Here is a 15,298-nt window from a genome sequence, read left to right on the forward strand (position 1 = left end):
ACGTTCCACAGGATTGCCTCTTTGACTTGATATGACTAGACTGAATTTCGATGTAAAAACGATTTCATATTTTCAACTTTTTATCACCAGGAGACAAGCATGATAAGAATCCTCTTTGCAGCTATCGCCCTCGCGGCTTCCGTGCTGCAACTCGCTCAGGCTCAAGAGTGGCCGAGTCGTCCGGTGACTTTCCTTCAACCCTACGGTCCAGGTACAAACCTCGACGCCATCACGCGCTACCTCGCTGGCGTTATGGGGCCCCAGTGGAAGCAGCCGATCGTGGTGGAGCACAAGGCTGGCGCGAATGGGGTGATCGGCACAGAGCAAGTGGCACGCTCGTCTGGCGATGGCTACACATGGCTCTTCACCGGGCCAGGTCACTTCACCAACGAAGTTCTGATGGGTAAGGTGCCTTTTGACCAAAAGGACTTCAAGCCCGTAGCGCGGCTCGCAAGCGTGATGCTGGTCCTGGTCGTACCCGCCGATTCGCCCTTCAAGTCAGTGTCAGACATCATCGATGCCGCGAAGAAAAGTCCGGGCAAGGTCAGTTATGCCTCGGCTGGAAGCGGCAGCGCTCAACATCTTTCTGCCGCAGCTTTTCAGCACGCGAGTGGCGCACAGTTTCTTCACGTACCCTACAAGACGCAAGCTGCCGCTTTGACGGATACTTTGAGCGGTCAGGTCAGCTTCTCATTTTCGGCACTCGCGACTGCAAAGGCACAACTTGCCTCGGGGCGTATCCGTGCAATTGCCGTGACCGGACCGCGCCGCTCACAGTCGCTCCCCGAACTGCCTACAGTTGCCGAATCGGGTGTGCCTGGCTACGCGTTCTTCTCATTCAATGCCGTGTTCGTGCCTGCCGCGACGCCTGACGAGGTGATACGCAAGTTCTCTGACGCATTGGGCACAGCGATCCGCGCGCCTCAATTTGCCGACATGGCCAAGTCTCAGGGCTTTGAGAGCGATTACGCAGACGTACAGGCATGGGGTGCGGCCGTACCTTTAGAGCGAAAGAAATGGCAAGACCTGATTCGAGTCAGTGGCGCAAAGAATGAATAAGTTGCCTGGCTACGACGCACGCACGTCGACCATAGACCGCGTTCTGCGGGACCGCGGACAACAGTGGGGCGACAAGACGTTTCTGAATTGGCTGCCCACGGGCGCGACGATGAGTTACAGCCAACTGGACGAATTGACACTGCGCGTCGGTTCGGGACTTGCCGCTGCCGGCGTGGAGGCCGGGAGTCACGTTGGCGTGCTGATGGAAAACTGTCCAGAACAGCTCCTGGCCATCCTTGGGCCCGCGCGCTGCGGCTTTGTGTCGGTTCCGCTGAATGCCGCCGCGAAAGGGCAGTTATTGGCGTACTTCTTGAACCATGCGGATTGCACGGCGCTCATTGTCGAAGAGTCGCTTTTGTCGCGCTTCCTGGAGGCGAGCGACCTGTTACCCCGGGTGCATCATGTCTTCGTGGTGCGCCCCGATCGGGGGGAAACCCAGCAAAAAGCCTCACCGATTGATGCGGTTGGTGAACATGTGATGCACGAATTTGAAGGTCTGCTGGATGCGACTGCTCAGCTACCGGTTGATGCCCCTGCTTTTAACGACCTGGCCATGCTGCTCTTCACGTCCGGAACGACCGGACCCTCCAAGGCCATCATGTACACGCACGCGCACTTCATTTACTGGGGTAGCGATGTGGCTTTCCACCACGAGTACACACCGCAAGATATTGCATATGTATTCTTGCCGCTTTTCCACGGCAATGCACTTTTGGGCAGCACGATGGGCTCACTCATGGCTGGCGCGTCCATTGCGCTCACGCATCGCTTTTCGGTCAGCAAATTCTGGGAACATATCCGCAGCAGTGGTGCCACAGTTTTCAATGGAGTTGGCGCGGTCACGAATTATCTGTGGAAACAGGTACCTTCACCGTTGGATCTTGACCATCAGGTCCGGCGCTGCCATCTCGCCCCCGTACCGGGATTTGCGAAGGGTTTTGAGGAGCGTTTCGGCATGACGATCATGAGTGCATTCGGCCTGACCGACTATTGCCTCGGCGCTGCCTACAACACCAAAAGCCGACGTGACAAACTCGGCTCATGCGGGCTGCCGCGGGCAGGCATTGACCTTCGCGTCGTGGACGAGAACGACTTTGACATGGCACCGGGTGAACCCGGAGAGATCGTCATGCGTAACAACAACCCTTGGGGCGCCTCACTCGGGTACTACAAGCAGCCTGAGGCGACTGCTGCAAGCCGCCGTAACCTGTGGTTCCATACCGGCGACCGTGGAAGCATTGATGCCGATGGTTACATCTGGTACACCGACCGCATCAAGGACGCGATTCGTCGACGAGGCGAGAACATCTCGGCCTTTGAAGTAGAAGAGGTGATACGGACTTATCCGGCCATCTCAGATGTCGCTGTCTACCCGGTCCGTGCGGAAACGAGCGAAGACGAGGTGGCAGTGACAGTCACACTGAAGCCTGGTGCAAAGGCAAACTTCAGTCACGAGTCACTGCTCGAGTATTGCAGTCACAACCTCGCTTACTTTATGGTTCCTCGCTATGTGCAGGTTGCCGAGGAGATGCCCATGACGCTCAGCCAGAAAGTTGAAAAGTACAAGCTGCGCCGAGAGGCAGAGTCCGACTTGTCTGCACTATGGGATCGCGAACGCGCTGGATTTACCATTGCGCGTTAAATGATCAGGAACGCATCATGAGAACCAAACCTCAACCCACAACCTCCATTGCGACTTCAGATGCCAATTGCATCATGGTTCGCGGACAAGATTTAGTCGAAGATCTCATCGGAAAGGTGAGCTTCACGGAAATGTTTCTCTTGCAGCTCACGGGCAAACGACCGCCTGCAGCGCATGTCCGCATCCTTGATGCGGTACTCGTTACGCTGATGGAACACGGCATCACGCCCAGCGTTATCGCAACGCGCCTGATTTATCACTCCGCGCCAGATGCACTGCAAGCTGCCGTTGCTGCAGGACTGCTGGGTGTGGGCACCACTTTCATCGGGACCATGGAAGGATGTGCAGGGCTGCTGGAAGAAATGATGACTGCCCCTGAAGGCATGGACGCTCGTGCGCATGCGATTGTCATTCGGCATCAGCAAGCCGGCAAGGCAGTGCATGGTTTTGGCCATCCGCACCACAAGCCTGACGATCCGCGCACGCCACGCATGCTGGCTGTGGCGAATGGCGAAATGATATCGGGGCGCTATATCGAGGCCCTCAAGGTCTTGTCGGCGCAAGTTGATGCGGTGTACGGCAGGCACATCACCATCAATGCGACAGGCGCATCGGCCGCGCTCTTGGGAGAAATTGGCATTCCCCAGAAGGTGATGCGTGGGGTCGCGGTTGTGAGCCGCTCGGCTGGACTTGTAGGGCACATCCTCGAAGAAAGCCTCAAGCCGTCAGCAGCGTTCATCTGGGAAACGATTGATGAAGCGATCCCCTACGCTGCGGATTAGTCATCAACGTATTCCGTCAAGAACAACGCCTCTGTATCGCATCCCGGATGAACGAAAGGACGCTTGACGAACCAACGCGGGTGCGACAACTGATGAACAGGCCCAGATCATCCGCACATGGCCGGCGTGGTTGTCGGCTAGTGTTGACCCGTTTGACATGACCGTTTCAATGCGCCCCGAGGTCACACCCCTGGGCCCGCTGCCCATCCACCTCATCACCTTCTTCGCTGCACAGCGCCGCAATCAAGGCTGGGTCCACCACCTGGCCGGGCAGCAGCAGCTCTTCGTTCGTCCAGCGCTTGACCAAGTGCCCATTGGCCACGCCGCCCCTGTGCGCGGTTTGGTAGGCGCGGCGGTGCTGCAGGGTCACGCCGCGGTTCGCGTTGGCGATGAAGCGGCTTTCGCCCAAGGCCCAGGGTTCAAAGTAGGCATTGGCCGCGGCATCCACTTGGCGAAAGTAGCTGCGTGCGCCTTCGGCGTTGAGTTTTTTGCGCACGCTGCGCGTGATCAGGCCTTGCAGCTGGTCAAGCGCGGCATTGTCCATCTGGCCGACAGTGTCCATGTCTTGCCCCGCCAGCGCAGGCATGGCGGCCAATTCGGCGGGCAGCACCTGCACCATGGCTTTGACCACATCGTGGTGCGGTGCCACGGCGGTGGCCACGCCACGTGTTTGCGGCTGAATGGGGCAGCGGATTTCGACCAAGCGCGGCTTGACAGGACCTGAACAGCCGTCGTGGTGGTAGTACTCGCCCTGGCTGAGGCGCCCCTTGCTTGAGCGACCGCGCACGTCGCGGTAGCTGGGGTGATGGGTGTGGACGTTCAGGCACACCACCAGGCCCGTGGCATCGACCAATTGGTAAAAGGCCTCGCGCCATTGGGGCAAGAGCAGTTGCTCGTGCAAATAATCGCTGGGCTCCAGCGCCTCCTGGCCCACTTCACCTTCAATGACCAACACGAATGGACGTGGCCTGCGCACGCGCCATTGGCGCTGGGCTAAGTTCAGCACAGAGGGGGTGGGGGACTGTTGGGCGCTGCGCGCCGTGGATGCGGACATGGGTGGAAATTCGGTGGAGGTCAGACCCGAACAAGGGGTTGGGGACAAGTGTCAATTTTAGGGGGTTGCTTGGCTAGATTTCAGGCACCTACAGGGCTGCTGGGCAATGCAGGTGACTGCCCCTGCGTGGCCGACGCTGTAAATTCCACCCAATTCCGAGCTCATGCCTGAAAGGTGGCGCGGTTTTGTCCCACATTGACAGCCTTCCATTCAATTGAACCCATGACCCCCCCAACTGATGCCCCCTTGCGGCTCGATCACCCGTTGCAAGGCATCGCCTGGATGGTGGCGGGGGTGTTCTTGCTGTCCGTGATGGATGCCTTGTCCAAGCATGCGGTGTCGCAGTTGTCGATTCCGGTCTTGATTGCGGCGCGTTCGGCGATGGTGCTGGTGTTGTTGGGGCCGTGGGTGCTGCGCAGCGGGGGCGGGTCGGCCTTGCGCACGCGCCGACCGTGGGCACATGGGGTGCGCGGCTTGTTGGCGGTGTGTTCGATGCTGGCGTTTTTTGAGAGCTTGCGCCTGTTGCCGCTGGCCACGGTGATTGCCATCAGTTTTGCCGCGCCGTTGTTCATGACGCTGTTGTCAGTGCCCTTGCTCAAGGAGCGTGTCGGGGTGCACCGTTGGGGCGCGCTGCTGGCCGGTTTTGTGGGTGTGAGCCTGATCGTTGGACCGCAGGCGATGGACGGCGCGCTTGGGCTAGGGGCTTGGCTGGCTTTGGTAGCGGCATTTTTTTATGCCGCTTCGATGACCTGTGTGCGCTGGCTATCACCCACCGAGAGTGATTTGTCGATGTTGGTCTGGCAGAACCTGACCATGGGCTTGGCCGGTGCGATGGGACTGTTTTTTGTGCCCATGGAGGTGGCCCCGGGGATGTGGCCGATCATCGGCTTCATGGCTGTGTTGGTGTTGCTGGGCCAGCGTTGCACTTTTCGGGCCTTGCGGCTGGCGCCAGTGGGCGTGGTGGCGCCTTTTCATTACAGCGAACTGCTTTGGGCGGCCTTGTTGGGTTGGATCTTTTGGCACGAATGGCCTGGGGCCCATGTGTGGTGGGGCGCGTTCTTGGTGGTGGGCGCGGGTTTGTACACCTTATGGCGTGAACGCGCTCGCACCCAAGGCGGCGTTTGAGTAGGCCCTCAGCCGCTCCCAGCTTCAATCGGCATAACCCGGGTTCACCCGGTCAATCACCCGCATCATGGCTTCAAAAAACAGACGCTCGCGTTCGCTGCGGGGGTGGCGGTCTTGCGGGCTGGGGGTTTTGATGCGCTGGATCACCGATTCGGTCAGCACATTCAGGGGCTGGCCCGTGCCCATGGCCAGCACTTGGGTACGGCAGGCTTTTTCGAGTTTGTACAAGCGCCGGTACGTTTGCGCCACGGTGTCGCCAATCGTCATCACACCATGGTTTTTCATGAAGAGCACAGTTTTGCCACCGCTCATGAGCTGCGACAAGCGCTCACCCTCAGACAAATCAGCGGCCAGCCCGGTGTAATGGTCGTCGTAGGCAATGGTGCCGGCAAAGAAGGCCGCGGTTTGGGTGGCGGGCAGCAAGCGGTTGGCTTTGAGCATGTTCAAAGCCAGCGCCCAAGGTTGGTGGGTGTGCAGCACCACTTTGGCACCCGTGAGGCGGTGCACCGGGGCGTGGATCGATTGCGCCGACAGCTCCACCAGGCCTGTACCTTCCAGGGTTTCGCCGGCTTCGTTGAAAACCATCATGGTGCTGGCGCGGGCCTCAGACCAATGCACGCCAAAGGGTGAAATCAGGTATTGGTCTTCACGCCCCGGCACAGCCACGGTGAAGTGGTTGTCAATGCCTTCGTCAAAGTCGTGCAGCACTGCCAAGCGCAAAGCGGCAGCCAGGTGCACCTTGGCTTGCCACACGGGGTCGTCTTGGGCAGGCGTTGGGACTGGTGCTGTGGCTGTGGCGTTGGCGGCGGACATGGGCAGGTCTTTCGAGGGTTGAAATGACTTGCACTCTAGGCAACCGCCGCCTCTGGGCCTGTCACTTGGGCGGCAAGTGCAGGCCGATGGGGCCCAAACAGCGCCCTTACCAGGGCAAGCCCGTCCAAGCCTGAAGCACCGCGTTGCTTACCCATTCCCATAACCAAATCACATAGCCCAAGGCTGCCGCCCCCGAGGCACATGACAGCAGCAAGGCCAGGCCATCGCGGAACATCCAGCCCAAGCTGAGCAAGATCAGGCTCAACGCGGGCAGCACATTGCCCAGCGGCAGGGGCAAGAAAATGACCAAGCCCATCAAGGCGATCCAGCAGCCCCACCACAGCCGGGTGCCGGCATGTGACCACACGGCCCAACGCGGGCGCAGACAGCGGTTGCTCATCTCGTAAATCCAGGCCAAACCGTGCAGGCAGCGGCCGCTCCAGCGCGTGCTGAGCTTGACCTGTCCCAAGCGGGCGGGCAGTTGAACGCTGTTGTGCGCACGCAGCCAGGCCCAGGCGATCGCCCAAATGCCCAGACTCATGACGGTGCCCGCACCCGCCACGGGCAGCACACTCAACACCGCGAGCAGCATCAGCATCACGGCCAGTGAAGACTCGCCGTGCAGGTCAATCAGTTCAGAAAAGTCCAGGCGCTGCGTGAGCGCTGCGCTGTCCGCATGGCGGTGTTGTTCGGCCGCATCGCGCAGCCGCTGGGCCAAAGGGTGGCGCATATCGGCAGGGTTTTCAGGCTGGTGCATGACGCAGTGACTGATGTTCCACCCGCCCGAACAGGCCAGTCCCAACCCAAATGGGCCATCCAAATACCGACCAAAGTGCGAGCTTCATAGGCTTTGATCCCTCCAGAGTCTTTAACAAAGTGTGGAAGGATACGCATTTTCCATTTCAGTCAAAAGTAGATGAATGTGGACCCATGTTCTTGATTATTCGATATGAGGGCGTTGCTTCAGGGTGCATGGACATCGATGGGCTGCCCGTTTATGACCCCCTCGCTACAATCGGCGACTTCACCGGGGGTGCCTGGCCGCACGAGCAGCCCGGGCTGAGACATACCCCTCTCACCTGATCTGGGTTGTGCCAGCGTAGGGAGCGTGATGCCAATGCCACCCCATCGTCTATTTGCGTTGACCGGCTTTGCTGTCATGACCCTCGCGGCTTATTGAGCGAAAGGCAGTTGGCGATGCAAATGCGGTTTTTGGTGACGGGTACTGGGCTGGCATGGGTGCTGAGCAGCGCCATGGTCTGGGCTGCGGCAGGGCAGGCGCTGGCACAACACCCTCTCCCAAATCAGTCCTCAAGCTCAACGCCAACCTTGTTGCGCGTCATGACGCACAGTTCGTTTGATTTGCCCCAACCCTTGCTGGCGCAGTTTGAAAAAGATGCGGGCGTGAAGCTGCAGCTGATCAAGGGGGGCGACGCTGGCGAGATGCTGAACAAGTTGATCTTGAGCCGCGCTGCGCCCATGGCCGATGTGGTGTTTGGCATCGACAACACCTTGCTGCCCCGCGCCCTGGCCAGTGGCATCCTCGACGCCTACCCTGGCGCTGCTGCGCAAAGCAAAGCCCTGGCGGGCATGGCCGAGGGGCCTTCGCTTCCCAAAGACCCATCAGCCCCCACGGCCGACAGCGGTGTGGTCGGTGGCGTGGTGCCGGTGACCCGGGGCTTTGTGAGCCTGAACATCGACAAAGCCTGGTTCCAGAAAAAAGGCCTGGCCCTGCCGCAAAACTTGCAGGCGCTGGCCCTGCCGGCTTACCGCGATCTGTTGGTGGTGCCCAACCCGGCCACCTCCAGCCCCGGCCAGGCGTTTTTGCTGGCCACAGTGGCAGGCCTGGGCGAAGCGGCAGCTTGGGACTGGTGGGCCCAGATGCGCGCCAACGGCGTCAAGGTGGTCAAGGGTTGGAGCGAGGCCTATTACACCGAGTTCAGCCACAACGGCGGCACCCGGCCTCTGGTGGTCAGTTATGCCACCAGCCCTGCCGCCGAGGTCTTATACAGCAAGGACAAACTGGGTGCGTCGCCCACAGCCAATCTGTTTTTGTCGGGTGGGGTGTTCCGTCAGGTGGAAGGGGCGGCCTTGCTCAAAGGCGCTTCGCCAACTGCACGCTCGGCAGGCGTGAAGTTCATCGAGTTTTTGCGTTCTGTGCCAGTGCAGCAGGCGCTGCAAACCAGCATGTGGATGTACCCGGTGCAGCCCGGTGCGCCGCTCGATGGGGTGATGCAACACGCCCAGGCGCCCACCCAATTTGAGCGATTGCCGCTGCAAACCCTGAGCACGCAGGCTGCCCGCTGGCAGCAGCGCTGGACGCAGGTGGTGCTCAAGTGACAAGGCCTGGGTCTTGGGGCCTGGCGCTGAATCCCCCAAACCGCCCAGCTCTGCGCCCAAGGCGCAACGCCCTGTGGCTGGCTGCTTTGCCGATGCTGTTTGCCTTGGTGTTCCTGGCGATGCCGGTCGCGCGCTTGTTTTTTCAAGGCTGGTGGGGTGAGCCGGTGCCAGGCCTGGCGATGACCGACACCGACCCCTGGTGGCGCGATGCGCACCTGCAGTGGCGCGTCGGCTGGACGCTGGTGCAGGCTTTGGCCACCTGCGTGGCTTGTCTGGTGCTGGGTATGCCCATGGCTTGGGTGCTGGCGCGCCTGGATTTTGCCGGGCGGCTGTGGTGGCAACGCGCTTTGCTGCTGCCTTTTGTGGTGCCTACCCTGGTCGCGGCGCTGGGCGTGTTGTCGCTTTGGGGGCCTCGCGGTTGGCTGGGTGAGCCTTTGGCGCAAGCGGGTGTGTCGCTGCAAGACGGCCCCGGGTTGTTGCTGCTGGGCAATTTGTTTTTTAACTTGGGTTTGGCGGTGCGTGCGGGCATGGATGGGCTCGCGCAGGTCAGCGCACAGCAGGTGGCGCTGGCACGCACCTTGGGGGCCACGCCATGGCGGGCGTTTTGGCGGGTCGAGTGGCCGGTGGTGGCCCCTTGGTTGGCCTCGGCGGTGTGCCTGGTGTTTTTGTATTGCTTCACTGGCTTTGGCTTGGCCTTGGTGCTGGGCGGGCAACGCTTCGCCACGGTGGAGGTGGAGATTTACACCCTGATCGCGCACGAGTTGGCGTTGGGCCCTGCAGCGTCTTTTGCCGTGGCCATGTTGGCGCTGACCGGGGGCGTGGCTTGGGCTTACGCCTGGGTGGAGCGCCGCTTGGCGAACCCGGCGCGCATCACGCCGGTGGTGCGCCGTCCTTTGCGGGGGGCGGGCCAGTGGATCTGGGCGCTCTGGGCCCTGGCGCTCGGCACTTGGGGCTTGCTGTGCGGCGCGCCCTTGTTGGCGCTGTTGGGCCAAGGCCTGCGCGCTGCGGTGTGGGGGCAGGGCGCGGCAGTGTGGGCCGATCCGGACACTTGGCTGGCTTTGCGCAACACGCTGCAGTTCACCGGCCTGGCGCTGGTGCTGGCCACGGCCTTGGGTTTGCTGCAGGCCTTGGCAGGGCATGCCTTGCGGCCTTGGCCGCGCTGGGGCCTGGCTTGGCGGGCCAGTGCCTATGCGCCCTTGGTGGTTTCGCCGGTGGCGCTGGCCTTTGGTTTGTTGCTGCTGTACCCGCAATGGTTGGCCAGTTTGCCGCTCTTGGTGGCGGCCTATGCTTTGCTGGCCTATCCATTTGTGGCCAAAGCGCTGACGGCAGCCCTCGACGCCCTGCCCGAGCACTACGCCCAAGCCGCCGCCACGTTGGGCGCACGGCCGCTGCGGGTGTTTTGGCGCGTCACGCTGCCCATGGTGGCTTCGGCCCTGCGCCGGGGTGTGGCCTTTGCAGCCGCCACCATGCTGGGCGAGTTTGCGGTCTCATTGTTGATGTCGCGGCCCGAGTGGCTGACCTTGAGCACCTTGATCTACCAGCGCCTGGGCCGCCCCGGCTCGGCCAATCTGGACGCGGCGCTGGTGCTGTCAGCCAGCTTGATGGTGTTGGCGCTGTTGGTGTTTGTGGCCATCGAAGGCCGAGCCGCAGTTTCCTCTCCACCCACCCCTGCTGGCGCCAGGCCTGCCCACCCTATTTGAACCATGCTTGAACTGCGACACATCCACCACCACTGGATCGGCCCCAACGGTCAGCCCCAGCCTTTGCTGCAGGATGTGAACCTGCAAGTGGCACGTGGGCAAACCGTGGCCTTGTTGGGGCCTTCCGGCAGCGGCAAAAGCACGCTGCTCAAAATCATCGCGGGGCTGGAATGGCCGGAGTCGGGCAGTGTCTGGCTGGACGGTCAGGACATCAGCGCCTGGCCCCCCGAGCGGCGTCGGTTGGCCTTGATGTTCCAAGACTACGTGTTGTTCCCGCATCTGAACGTGCTGGACAACGTGGCCTTTGGCTTGGTCGAGCAAGGTCTGCCGCGCGCCCAAGCGCGTGAGCGCGCCAACGAGCTGCTGCAGCGCTTTGGGTTGGTGGGGCGGGGCAGCGATCCGGTGGCCACTTTGTCCGGCGGCGAGCAGCAACGCGTGGCGCTGGCGCGGGCACTCATCACCCAGCCCCGGGCGCTGTTGCTCGACGAGCCGTTTTCTGCATTGGATGCTGAGATGCGTGACAGCCTTAGCGCCGAATTTGCCCAGCGCATTGCCGAGCACGGCATGCGCGCGCTGTTGGTCACGCACGACGAGGCCGAAGCCCGCGCCATGGCCAGCGCTGCCTGGCGTTTGCAAGGCGGTGGTTTGGTCAGTTTGTGGTGATGGCCAATTGACACCGGTTGATTCGCGAGACGATGGTTGTCGGTCTTTGTAGGTCGGCACCTTCAGGTCCGACATGGCGGTGAAGCACCGCTGCCGATGGCACATGTCGCTTCGCTAAAAGAATGGATGTCGGACCCTGAAGGCCCTACCTGCGGGGAATGCGGGTTTTCTTCTGGTGCGGCAGCCCCGTCAGAGGATCTATAGCTTGCGCCTCAAATCCCCAGCGCTTGCCAGACCCGGATGGCGGCATACGCGTCGTTGGCGGCGTACACCAGTTGCGCTTCACTGAGTTGGGCGTTGGCCCAGTTGCTGGTGGCGGCTTTTTTGGACTTGATGAAGCGCTGGTTGAACAGCACGGCCACCGCACCCTTGACGCCCATGTCTTTGCGGTAACCGCGTTCGCGAAAAATGGTGTTGAGCTCCAGAATGCCCTGCGGATCGATGCCCAGTTTGTGCACGATGCGCTTGCGGTCGTCGCCCAAACCAAAACCGGCTTTGACAATGCCGCTGCAGGCCAACAATTGCGCGGCCACCGCGCTGCATTCCGGGTCGTGCAACTGAAACACCCAAGCCCGCTCGGGGGTAGACAACTGCAGGATGTGCGGTCCGTCTGACTGCTCACCCACCTTGAAAGTGGGCTTGGACTCGGTGTCAAACCCCCAGGCAGGCGCTTGCATGAGGGCATCCCAGGCACTTTGCGCCTGCTGGCCGGTGGTGACGAGTGTGATGCGGTCCAGACCCAGTCGCTCAAAAGGCGGGAGCAGGGCGATGGCGTCTTTGTCGGGGGTGGGAAGCTGGGTGGACATGGTGCTTTTGAAGGGATGCCCATCATAGTGGCTGTGCGGTGCGGGGCATGGCTAAACCAAGGTGACACGCGCCTGCTGGGCCATGTCAAATAATCTCAAGGGTGTGCTAATGCTGAAGTTTGTTGGATTCGATTGACAAGGAGACAAGCCATGGTGATGAAATTTTTCAAAAGACTTTCTGTGTTGTTGGCCCTCGGGTGGTCTGCGGCAACTTGGGCGCAGGGGACTTATCCCCAAAAGCCGGTCACTTTGATCGTGCCGTTTCCAGCAGGTGGCATTGCTGATTTGTCGGCCCGTGCGCTCAAGCCTTCGCTTGACAAAGCTTTGGGCCAACCGGTGACAATCGTGAACCGACCCGGTGCCTCGGGCGCCATTGGTGCGGCTGCGGTGGCCAATGCCACGGCAGACGGCTACACCCTGATGTACACCTTGTCGAGTGTGGCCAGCGTTCCGGAACAGGCCATCCTCAATGGCCAAAAGGCACCCTTCACGCTGGATCAATTTGTGCCCGTGGCCCGGGTCACCGTGGATGTGGTCAGCTTGGTGGTGCGTGCGGACAGCCCTTACAAAACTTACCAGGACTTTGCGGCGGCCTTGAAGGCCAATCCCAAAGGCATGACGTATTCGTCCAGCGGCAACTACGGCATCAGCCATTTCCCCGCCGAGATGCTGCTGGCGGCCACGCAAACCGAGGCGCGACACATTCCGTACGCGGGCGGGGCGCCCATGTTGACGGCCTTGATGGGGGGCCAAGTCGATTTCAACATACCCGTTCGCACGCTCGCCTTGCCGCACGTTCAAAGCGGTCGCCTGCGATATTTGGCCATGTACGGGGCCAAGCGCTGGGCGCAAGCACCCGATGTGCCGACCCTCGCAGAATTGGGCGTGCCGATTGACTTTGTGCCTTGGACCGGTCTTTTTGCCCCTGCGGGCACACCCGCCGATGTTCTGGCCGCTTTGCGCCGGGCCTTGCGTGCGGCATCTCAGGACAACCAATTCGTCGAGACGGTCGGCAAAAGCTCCGCCGGAGAAATTGCTTACCTGGACGGCAGCGAGCTGGAGACCTTCTGGAAGGCCGATCTGGCCCGCACATCCGTCACCATCCAGCGCATTGGACGCATTCAATGACGGCAGCGGCCCCGCGAGGTTTTACCTTTGACCGCAATGACGGTCGTCCGGTATTGCCCGGCAATTTGCACACCAACCGCCAATTGGCGCAGTGGCTCGATTTCTCTCAGCCCGGTCGGGTGCGTGTGTTCACAGGCAAGGTGGAATTGGGGCAGGGCATTCTGACTGCCTTGTCCATCATTGCGGCCGATGAACTCGATGTGGACTTGGACCAGGTGCACATGGTGAGTGCCAGCACCCTGGAAGGGCCTGACGAGGGCATGACCAGCAGCAGCATTTCAGTCCAGGACTCTGGATCGGCCATTCGCCACGCCTGTGCCGAAGTGCGTTTTCTGGCTCTCCAGCAAGCGGCCGGTCAGCATGGCTTGCCCTTTGAAGTCTTGCGCGTTGAGCAAGGGCGCTTCACCGATGCCCAAGGGCGCGCGCTGGGAGATTATTGGACTTGGCTCAAGGACATCCGTCTGGACCGGGAATACCAGGGTTTGGCCCAGCCCAAGCCTGTGGAAGCGCTCAAGCTGCATGGACACGGCAAAGTCCGCCGCATCGACCTGGCCGAAAAGATCATGGGGCAGCCCCGCTTCATCCACGATGTGCGCATGCCTGGCATGCGCCATGGGCGTGTCCTGCGCGCGCCATCGCTGACGGCCCAATTGGCCCACCCCGATCAACCCGTGCCGGCCGATGTGTTGGATGCCTTGGCCCAGTCTTCCATTGACTTGGTGGTGGACGGGCGCTTTATGGGCATCGTGGCCGCCACCGAGCGCGAGGCGGATGCCGCACTGGCCCAGTTGCAAGCGCAAGTGGCTTGGCGCGAGTCGGCCAATTTGCCCGACATGCATGCCTTGGCCGACTTCCTGCGCAGCGCGCCGCATGAAACCACTTACCCCATGCAAAAAGGGGAAGTCCTGGGCGCTGAAGATGATGGGGTGAGCCTGTCGCGCGAGTACCTTAAGCCTTACATTGCCCACGCCTCGATTGGTCTTTGCTGCGCACTGGCCCAATGGGACGGCCAGACCTTGCAGGTCTGGACCCACAGCCAGGGCATCCAGAATCTGCGCGATGACCTGACCAAGGCCTTGGGTCTGGACAAACAGGCGATCGTGATGCGGCACGTCGAAGGGGCCGGTTGCTATGGCCACAACGGGGCCGACGATGTGGCGTTTGACGCAGCCCTGTTGGCCATGGCCCAGCCCGGTGATGCTGTGCGGGTCGTGTGGTCTCGTGCCGACGAGTTGTCGCAAGCGCCGCTGGGCAGTGCCCACCTGGTCTCGCTCCGGGCCCGTTTGAACGCGCAGGGGCGCATCAGCCACTGGCACCACGAACTGTGGGCCAATGGGTACAGCTCCCGGCCGGGTCGCGCCTTGGTGCCCACTTTGCTGGGGGCGTCACAGCGCGCCCAGGGCCAGCCCTTGCCCCTGGCCATCAACCCGCCGCTGGCCGCAGGAGGCGGCTCGGACCGCAATGCCATTCCAGGTTATTCGTTTGACAACACCCATGTGGTGAACCACCGGCTGACGGTCATGCCGATTCGAACCTCGGCCATGCGGGCTTTGGGGGCGTTCGCCAATGTGTTCGCCATCGAGTCCTTCATGGACGAGCTGGCCCATGCCAGTGGCCAAGACCCATTGGTGTTTCGAAAATGGCACATGGAGGACCCCAGAAGCTTGGCCGTTTTGAATGCTGTGGTCGATCGCAGCAGCTGGTGGCACCAGCCCAAAGCCGAGGGCGTGGGCCATGGCGTGGCTTGGGCCCGCTACAAAAACACCTCGGCATGGTGCGCTGTGCTGGCGCGCGTGCAGGCCGGCGAAACGCTGCGCGTGTTGCAGCTGGATGTGGCCGTGGATGTGGGCCGTGTGGTGGACTTGGACGGCGTGATCAACCAAACCGAAGGCGGTGCCTTGCAAGGCATGAGCTGGGCCCTGAAAGAGGCCGTTCAGTTTGACCGCACGCGCATCACGTCCCAAAGCTGGGCCGATTACCCGATTTTGCGTTTCAGCGAAGTGCCCGAATTGGCCATCCATGTGCTGGACCAGCCGGAGCAAGCATCGCTGGGGGCGGGCGAGTCGGTACAAGCCCCCGTGGCGGCCGCTTTGGGCAATGCCTTGTTCGATGCCCTGGGCGTGCGTGTTCGCCACTTGCCCTTGTCGCAAGACCACATCTTGCAGGCGCTGAACGCGTCGCAATGA

At 61.5% G+C, this 15,298-nt stretch carries 13 protein-coding genes and 1 riboswitch; of the genes, 9 read left to right on the forward strand and 4 right to left on the reverse strand.

The genetic code is table 11. The features are described from left to right. Positions 1–99 precede the first annotated feature (99 nt). From Q0O99_RS06230 to Q0O99_RS06240, 3 genes are read left to right on the forward strand one after another with little or no spacing between them, the layout of a single operon-like run. Complete coding sequence (locus tag Q0O99_RS06230) at positions 100–1,059, forward strand: tripartite tricarboxylate transporter substrate binding protein (protein ID WP_293749625.1); 960 nt, start codon at positions 100–102, stop codon at positions 1,057–1,059. Continuing rightward, a complete protein-coding gene (locus tag Q0O99_RS06235; RefSeq protein WP_293749626.1) occupies positions 1,052–2,701 on the forward strand; it encodes an AMP-binding protein in 1,650 nt (549 codons plus the stop codon). Before Q0O99_RS06230 ends, Q0O99_RS06235 begins: the two co-directional genes overlap by 8 nt. Before the next feature lie 17 nt (positions 2,702–2,718). Then, positions 2,719–3,483 (forward strand): citryl-CoA lyase, encoded by a 765-nt coding sequence (locus Q0O99_RS06240; RefSeq protein ID WP_293749627.1) that lies wholly within the window; start codon positions 2,719–2,721, stop codon positions 3,481–3,483. 166 nt (positions 3,484–3,649) lie between these two features. On the opposite strand, the gene Q0O99_RS06245 is transcribed toward Q0O99_RS06240, so the two are convergent. After that, the gene (locus Q0O99_RS06245) at positions 3,650–4,537 is read right to left on the reverse strand and encodes a hypothetical protein (RefSeq protein ID WP_293749628.1); all 888 of its coding nucleotides are present in this window, start codon (positions 4,535–4,537) and stop codon (positions 3,650–3,652) included. Positions 4,538–4,759: 222 nt separating this feature from the next. Between Q0O99_RS06245 and Q0O99_RS06250 the strand changes: the two genes are divergently transcribed. Then, entirely contained in the window at positions 4,760–5,662 is a 903-nt protein-coding gene (locus Q0O99_RS06250) for a DMT family transporter (protein ID WP_293749629.1), read from the forward strand. Positions 5,663–5,686: 24 nt separating this feature from the next. Here the strand turns inward: Q0O99_RS06250 and Q0O99_RS06255 are convergent, their stop codons facing one another. Both Q0O99_RS06255 and Q0O99_RS06260 read right to left on the reverse strand, forming a co-directional pair. After that, positions 5,687–6,475: a class II aldolase/adducin family protein gene (locus Q0O99_RS06255; RefSeq protein WP_293749630.1), complete on the reverse strand. Its 789-nt coding sequence runs from the start codon at positions 6,473–6,475 to the stop codon at positions 5,687–5,689. A 106-nt stretch (positions 6,476–6,581) separates the two neighbouring features. Then, on the reverse strand, positions 6,582–7,232 hold the full coding sequence (locus tag Q0O99_RS06260; protein WP_293749631.1) for an exopolysaccharide biosynthesis protein: 651 nt from the start codon (positions 7,230–7,232) through the stop codon (positions 6,582–6,584). Between the two features lie 262 nt (positions 7,233–7,494). Next, positions 7,495–7,599: riboswitch (TPP riboswitch) on the forward strand. A gap of 130 nt (positions 7,600–7,729) precedes the next feature. Here Q0O99_RS06260 and Q0O99_RS06265 point away from each other — a divergent pair. The 3 genes from Q0O99_RS06265 to Q0O99_RS06275 all read left to right on the forward strand — a co-directional run bounded on the left by Q0O99_RS06265 (position 7,730) and on the right by Q0O99_RS06275 (position 11,178). Next, positions 7,730–8,815: a thiamine ABC transporter substrate binding subunit gene (locus tag Q0O99_RS06265; protein WP_293749746.1), complete on the forward strand. Its 1,086-nt coding sequence runs from the start codon at positions 7,730–7,732 to the stop codon at positions 8,813–8,815. 92 nt (positions 8,816–8,907) lie between these two features. Beyond that, complete coding sequence (locus Q0O99_RS06270) at positions 8,908–10,515, forward strand: iron ABC transporter permease (protein ID WP_293749633.1); 1,608 nt, start codon at positions 8,908–8,910, stop codon at positions 10,513–10,515. Between the two features lie 3 nt (positions 10,516–10,518). Next, the gene (locus Q0O99_RS06275; RefSeq protein ID WP_293749635.1) at positions 10,519–11,178 is read left to right on the forward strand and encodes an ABC transporter ATP-binding protein; all 660 of its coding nucleotides are present in this window, start codon (positions 10,519–10,521) and stop codon (positions 11,176–11,178) included. A 212-nt stretch (positions 11,179–11,390) separates the two neighbouring features. On the opposite strand, the gene Q0O99_RS06280 is transcribed toward Q0O99_RS06275, so the two are convergent. Beyond that, positions 11,391–11,984 carry a 3'-5' exonuclease gene (locus Q0O99_RS06280; RefSeq protein ID WP_293749637.1) on the reverse strand — a complete coding sequence of 198 codons (594 nt, stop codon included), beginning with the start codon at positions 11,982–11,984 and terminating at the stop codon, positions 11,391–11,393. Positions 11,985–12,134: 150 nt separating this feature from the next. Between Q0O99_RS06280 and Q0O99_RS06285 the strand changes: the two genes are divergently transcribed. Further along, on the forward strand, positions 12,135–13,112 hold the full coding sequence (locus Q0O99_RS06285) for a tripartite tricarboxylate transporter substrate binding protein (RefSeq protein WP_293749639.1): 978 nt from the start codon (positions 12,135–12,137) through the stop codon (positions 13,110–13,112). Continuing rightward, positions 13,109–15,298: a molybdopterin cofactor-binding domain-containing protein gene (locus tag Q0O99_RS06290; RefSeq protein WP_293749640.1), complete on the forward strand. Its 2,190-nt coding sequence runs from the start codon at positions 13,109–13,111 to the stop codon at positions 15,296–15,298. The genes Q0O99_RS06285 and Q0O99_RS06290 overlap by 4 nt, the downstream gene beginning before the upstream one ends.

This window comes from Limnohabitans sp. Rim8 (assembly GCF_945901735.1).
Lineage (GTDB): Bacteria > Pseudomonadota > Gammaproteobacteria > Burkholderiales > Burkholderiaceae_C > Limnohabitans_A.

Coding starts and splice junctions, on each gene's coding strand:
- Q0O99_RS06230 (WP_293749625.1), top strand. CDS start 100: ATGATAAGAATCCTCTTTGCAGCTATCGCCCTCGCGGCTTCCGTGCTG.
- Q0O99_RS06235 (WP_293749626.1), top strand. CDS start 1,052: ATGAATAAGTTGCCTGGCTACGACGCACGCACGTCGACCATAGACCGC.
- Q0O99_RS06240 (WP_293749627.1), top strand. CDS start 2,719: ATGAGAACCAAACCTCAACCCACAACCTCCATTGCGACTTCAGATGCC.
- Q0O99_RS06245 (WP_293749628.1), bottom strand. CDS start 4,537: ATGTCCGCATCCACGGCGCGCAGCGCCCAACAGTCCCCCACCCCCTCT.
- Q0O99_RS06250 (WP_293749629.1), top strand. CDS start 4,760: ATGACCCCCCCAACTGATGCCCCCTTGCGGCTCGATCACCCGTTGCAA.
- Q0O99_RS06255 (WP_293749630.1), bottom strand. CDS start 6,475: ATGTCCGCCGCCAACGCCACAGCCACAGCACCAGTCCCAACGCCTGCC.
- Q0O99_RS06260 (WP_293749631.1), bottom strand. CDS start 7,232: ATGCACCAGCCTGAAAACCCTGCCGATATGCGCCACCCTTTGGCCCAG.
- Q0O99_RS06265 (WP_293749746.1), top strand. CDS start 7,730: ATGGTCTGGGCTGCGGCAGGGCAGGCGCTGGCACAACACCCTCTCCCA.
- Q0O99_RS06270 (WP_293749633.1), top strand. CDS start 8,908: ATGCTGTTTGCCTTGGTGTTCCTGGCGATGCCGGTCGCGCGCTTGTTT.
- Q0O99_RS06275 (WP_293749635.1), top strand. CDS start 10,519: ATGCTTGAACTGCGACACATCCACCACCACTGGATCGGCCCCAACGGT.
- Q0O99_RS06280 (WP_293749637.1), bottom strand. CDS start 11,984: ATGTCCACCCAGCTTCCCACCCCCGACAAAGACGCCATCGCCCTGCTC.
- Q0O99_RS06285 (WP_293749639.1), top strand. CDS start 12,135: ATGGTGATGAAATTTTTCAAAAGACTTTCTGTGTTGTTGGCCCTCGGG.
- Q0O99_RS06290 (WP_293749640.1), top strand. CDS start 13,109: ATGACGGCAGCGGCCCCGCGAGGTTTTACCTTTGACCGCAATGACGGT.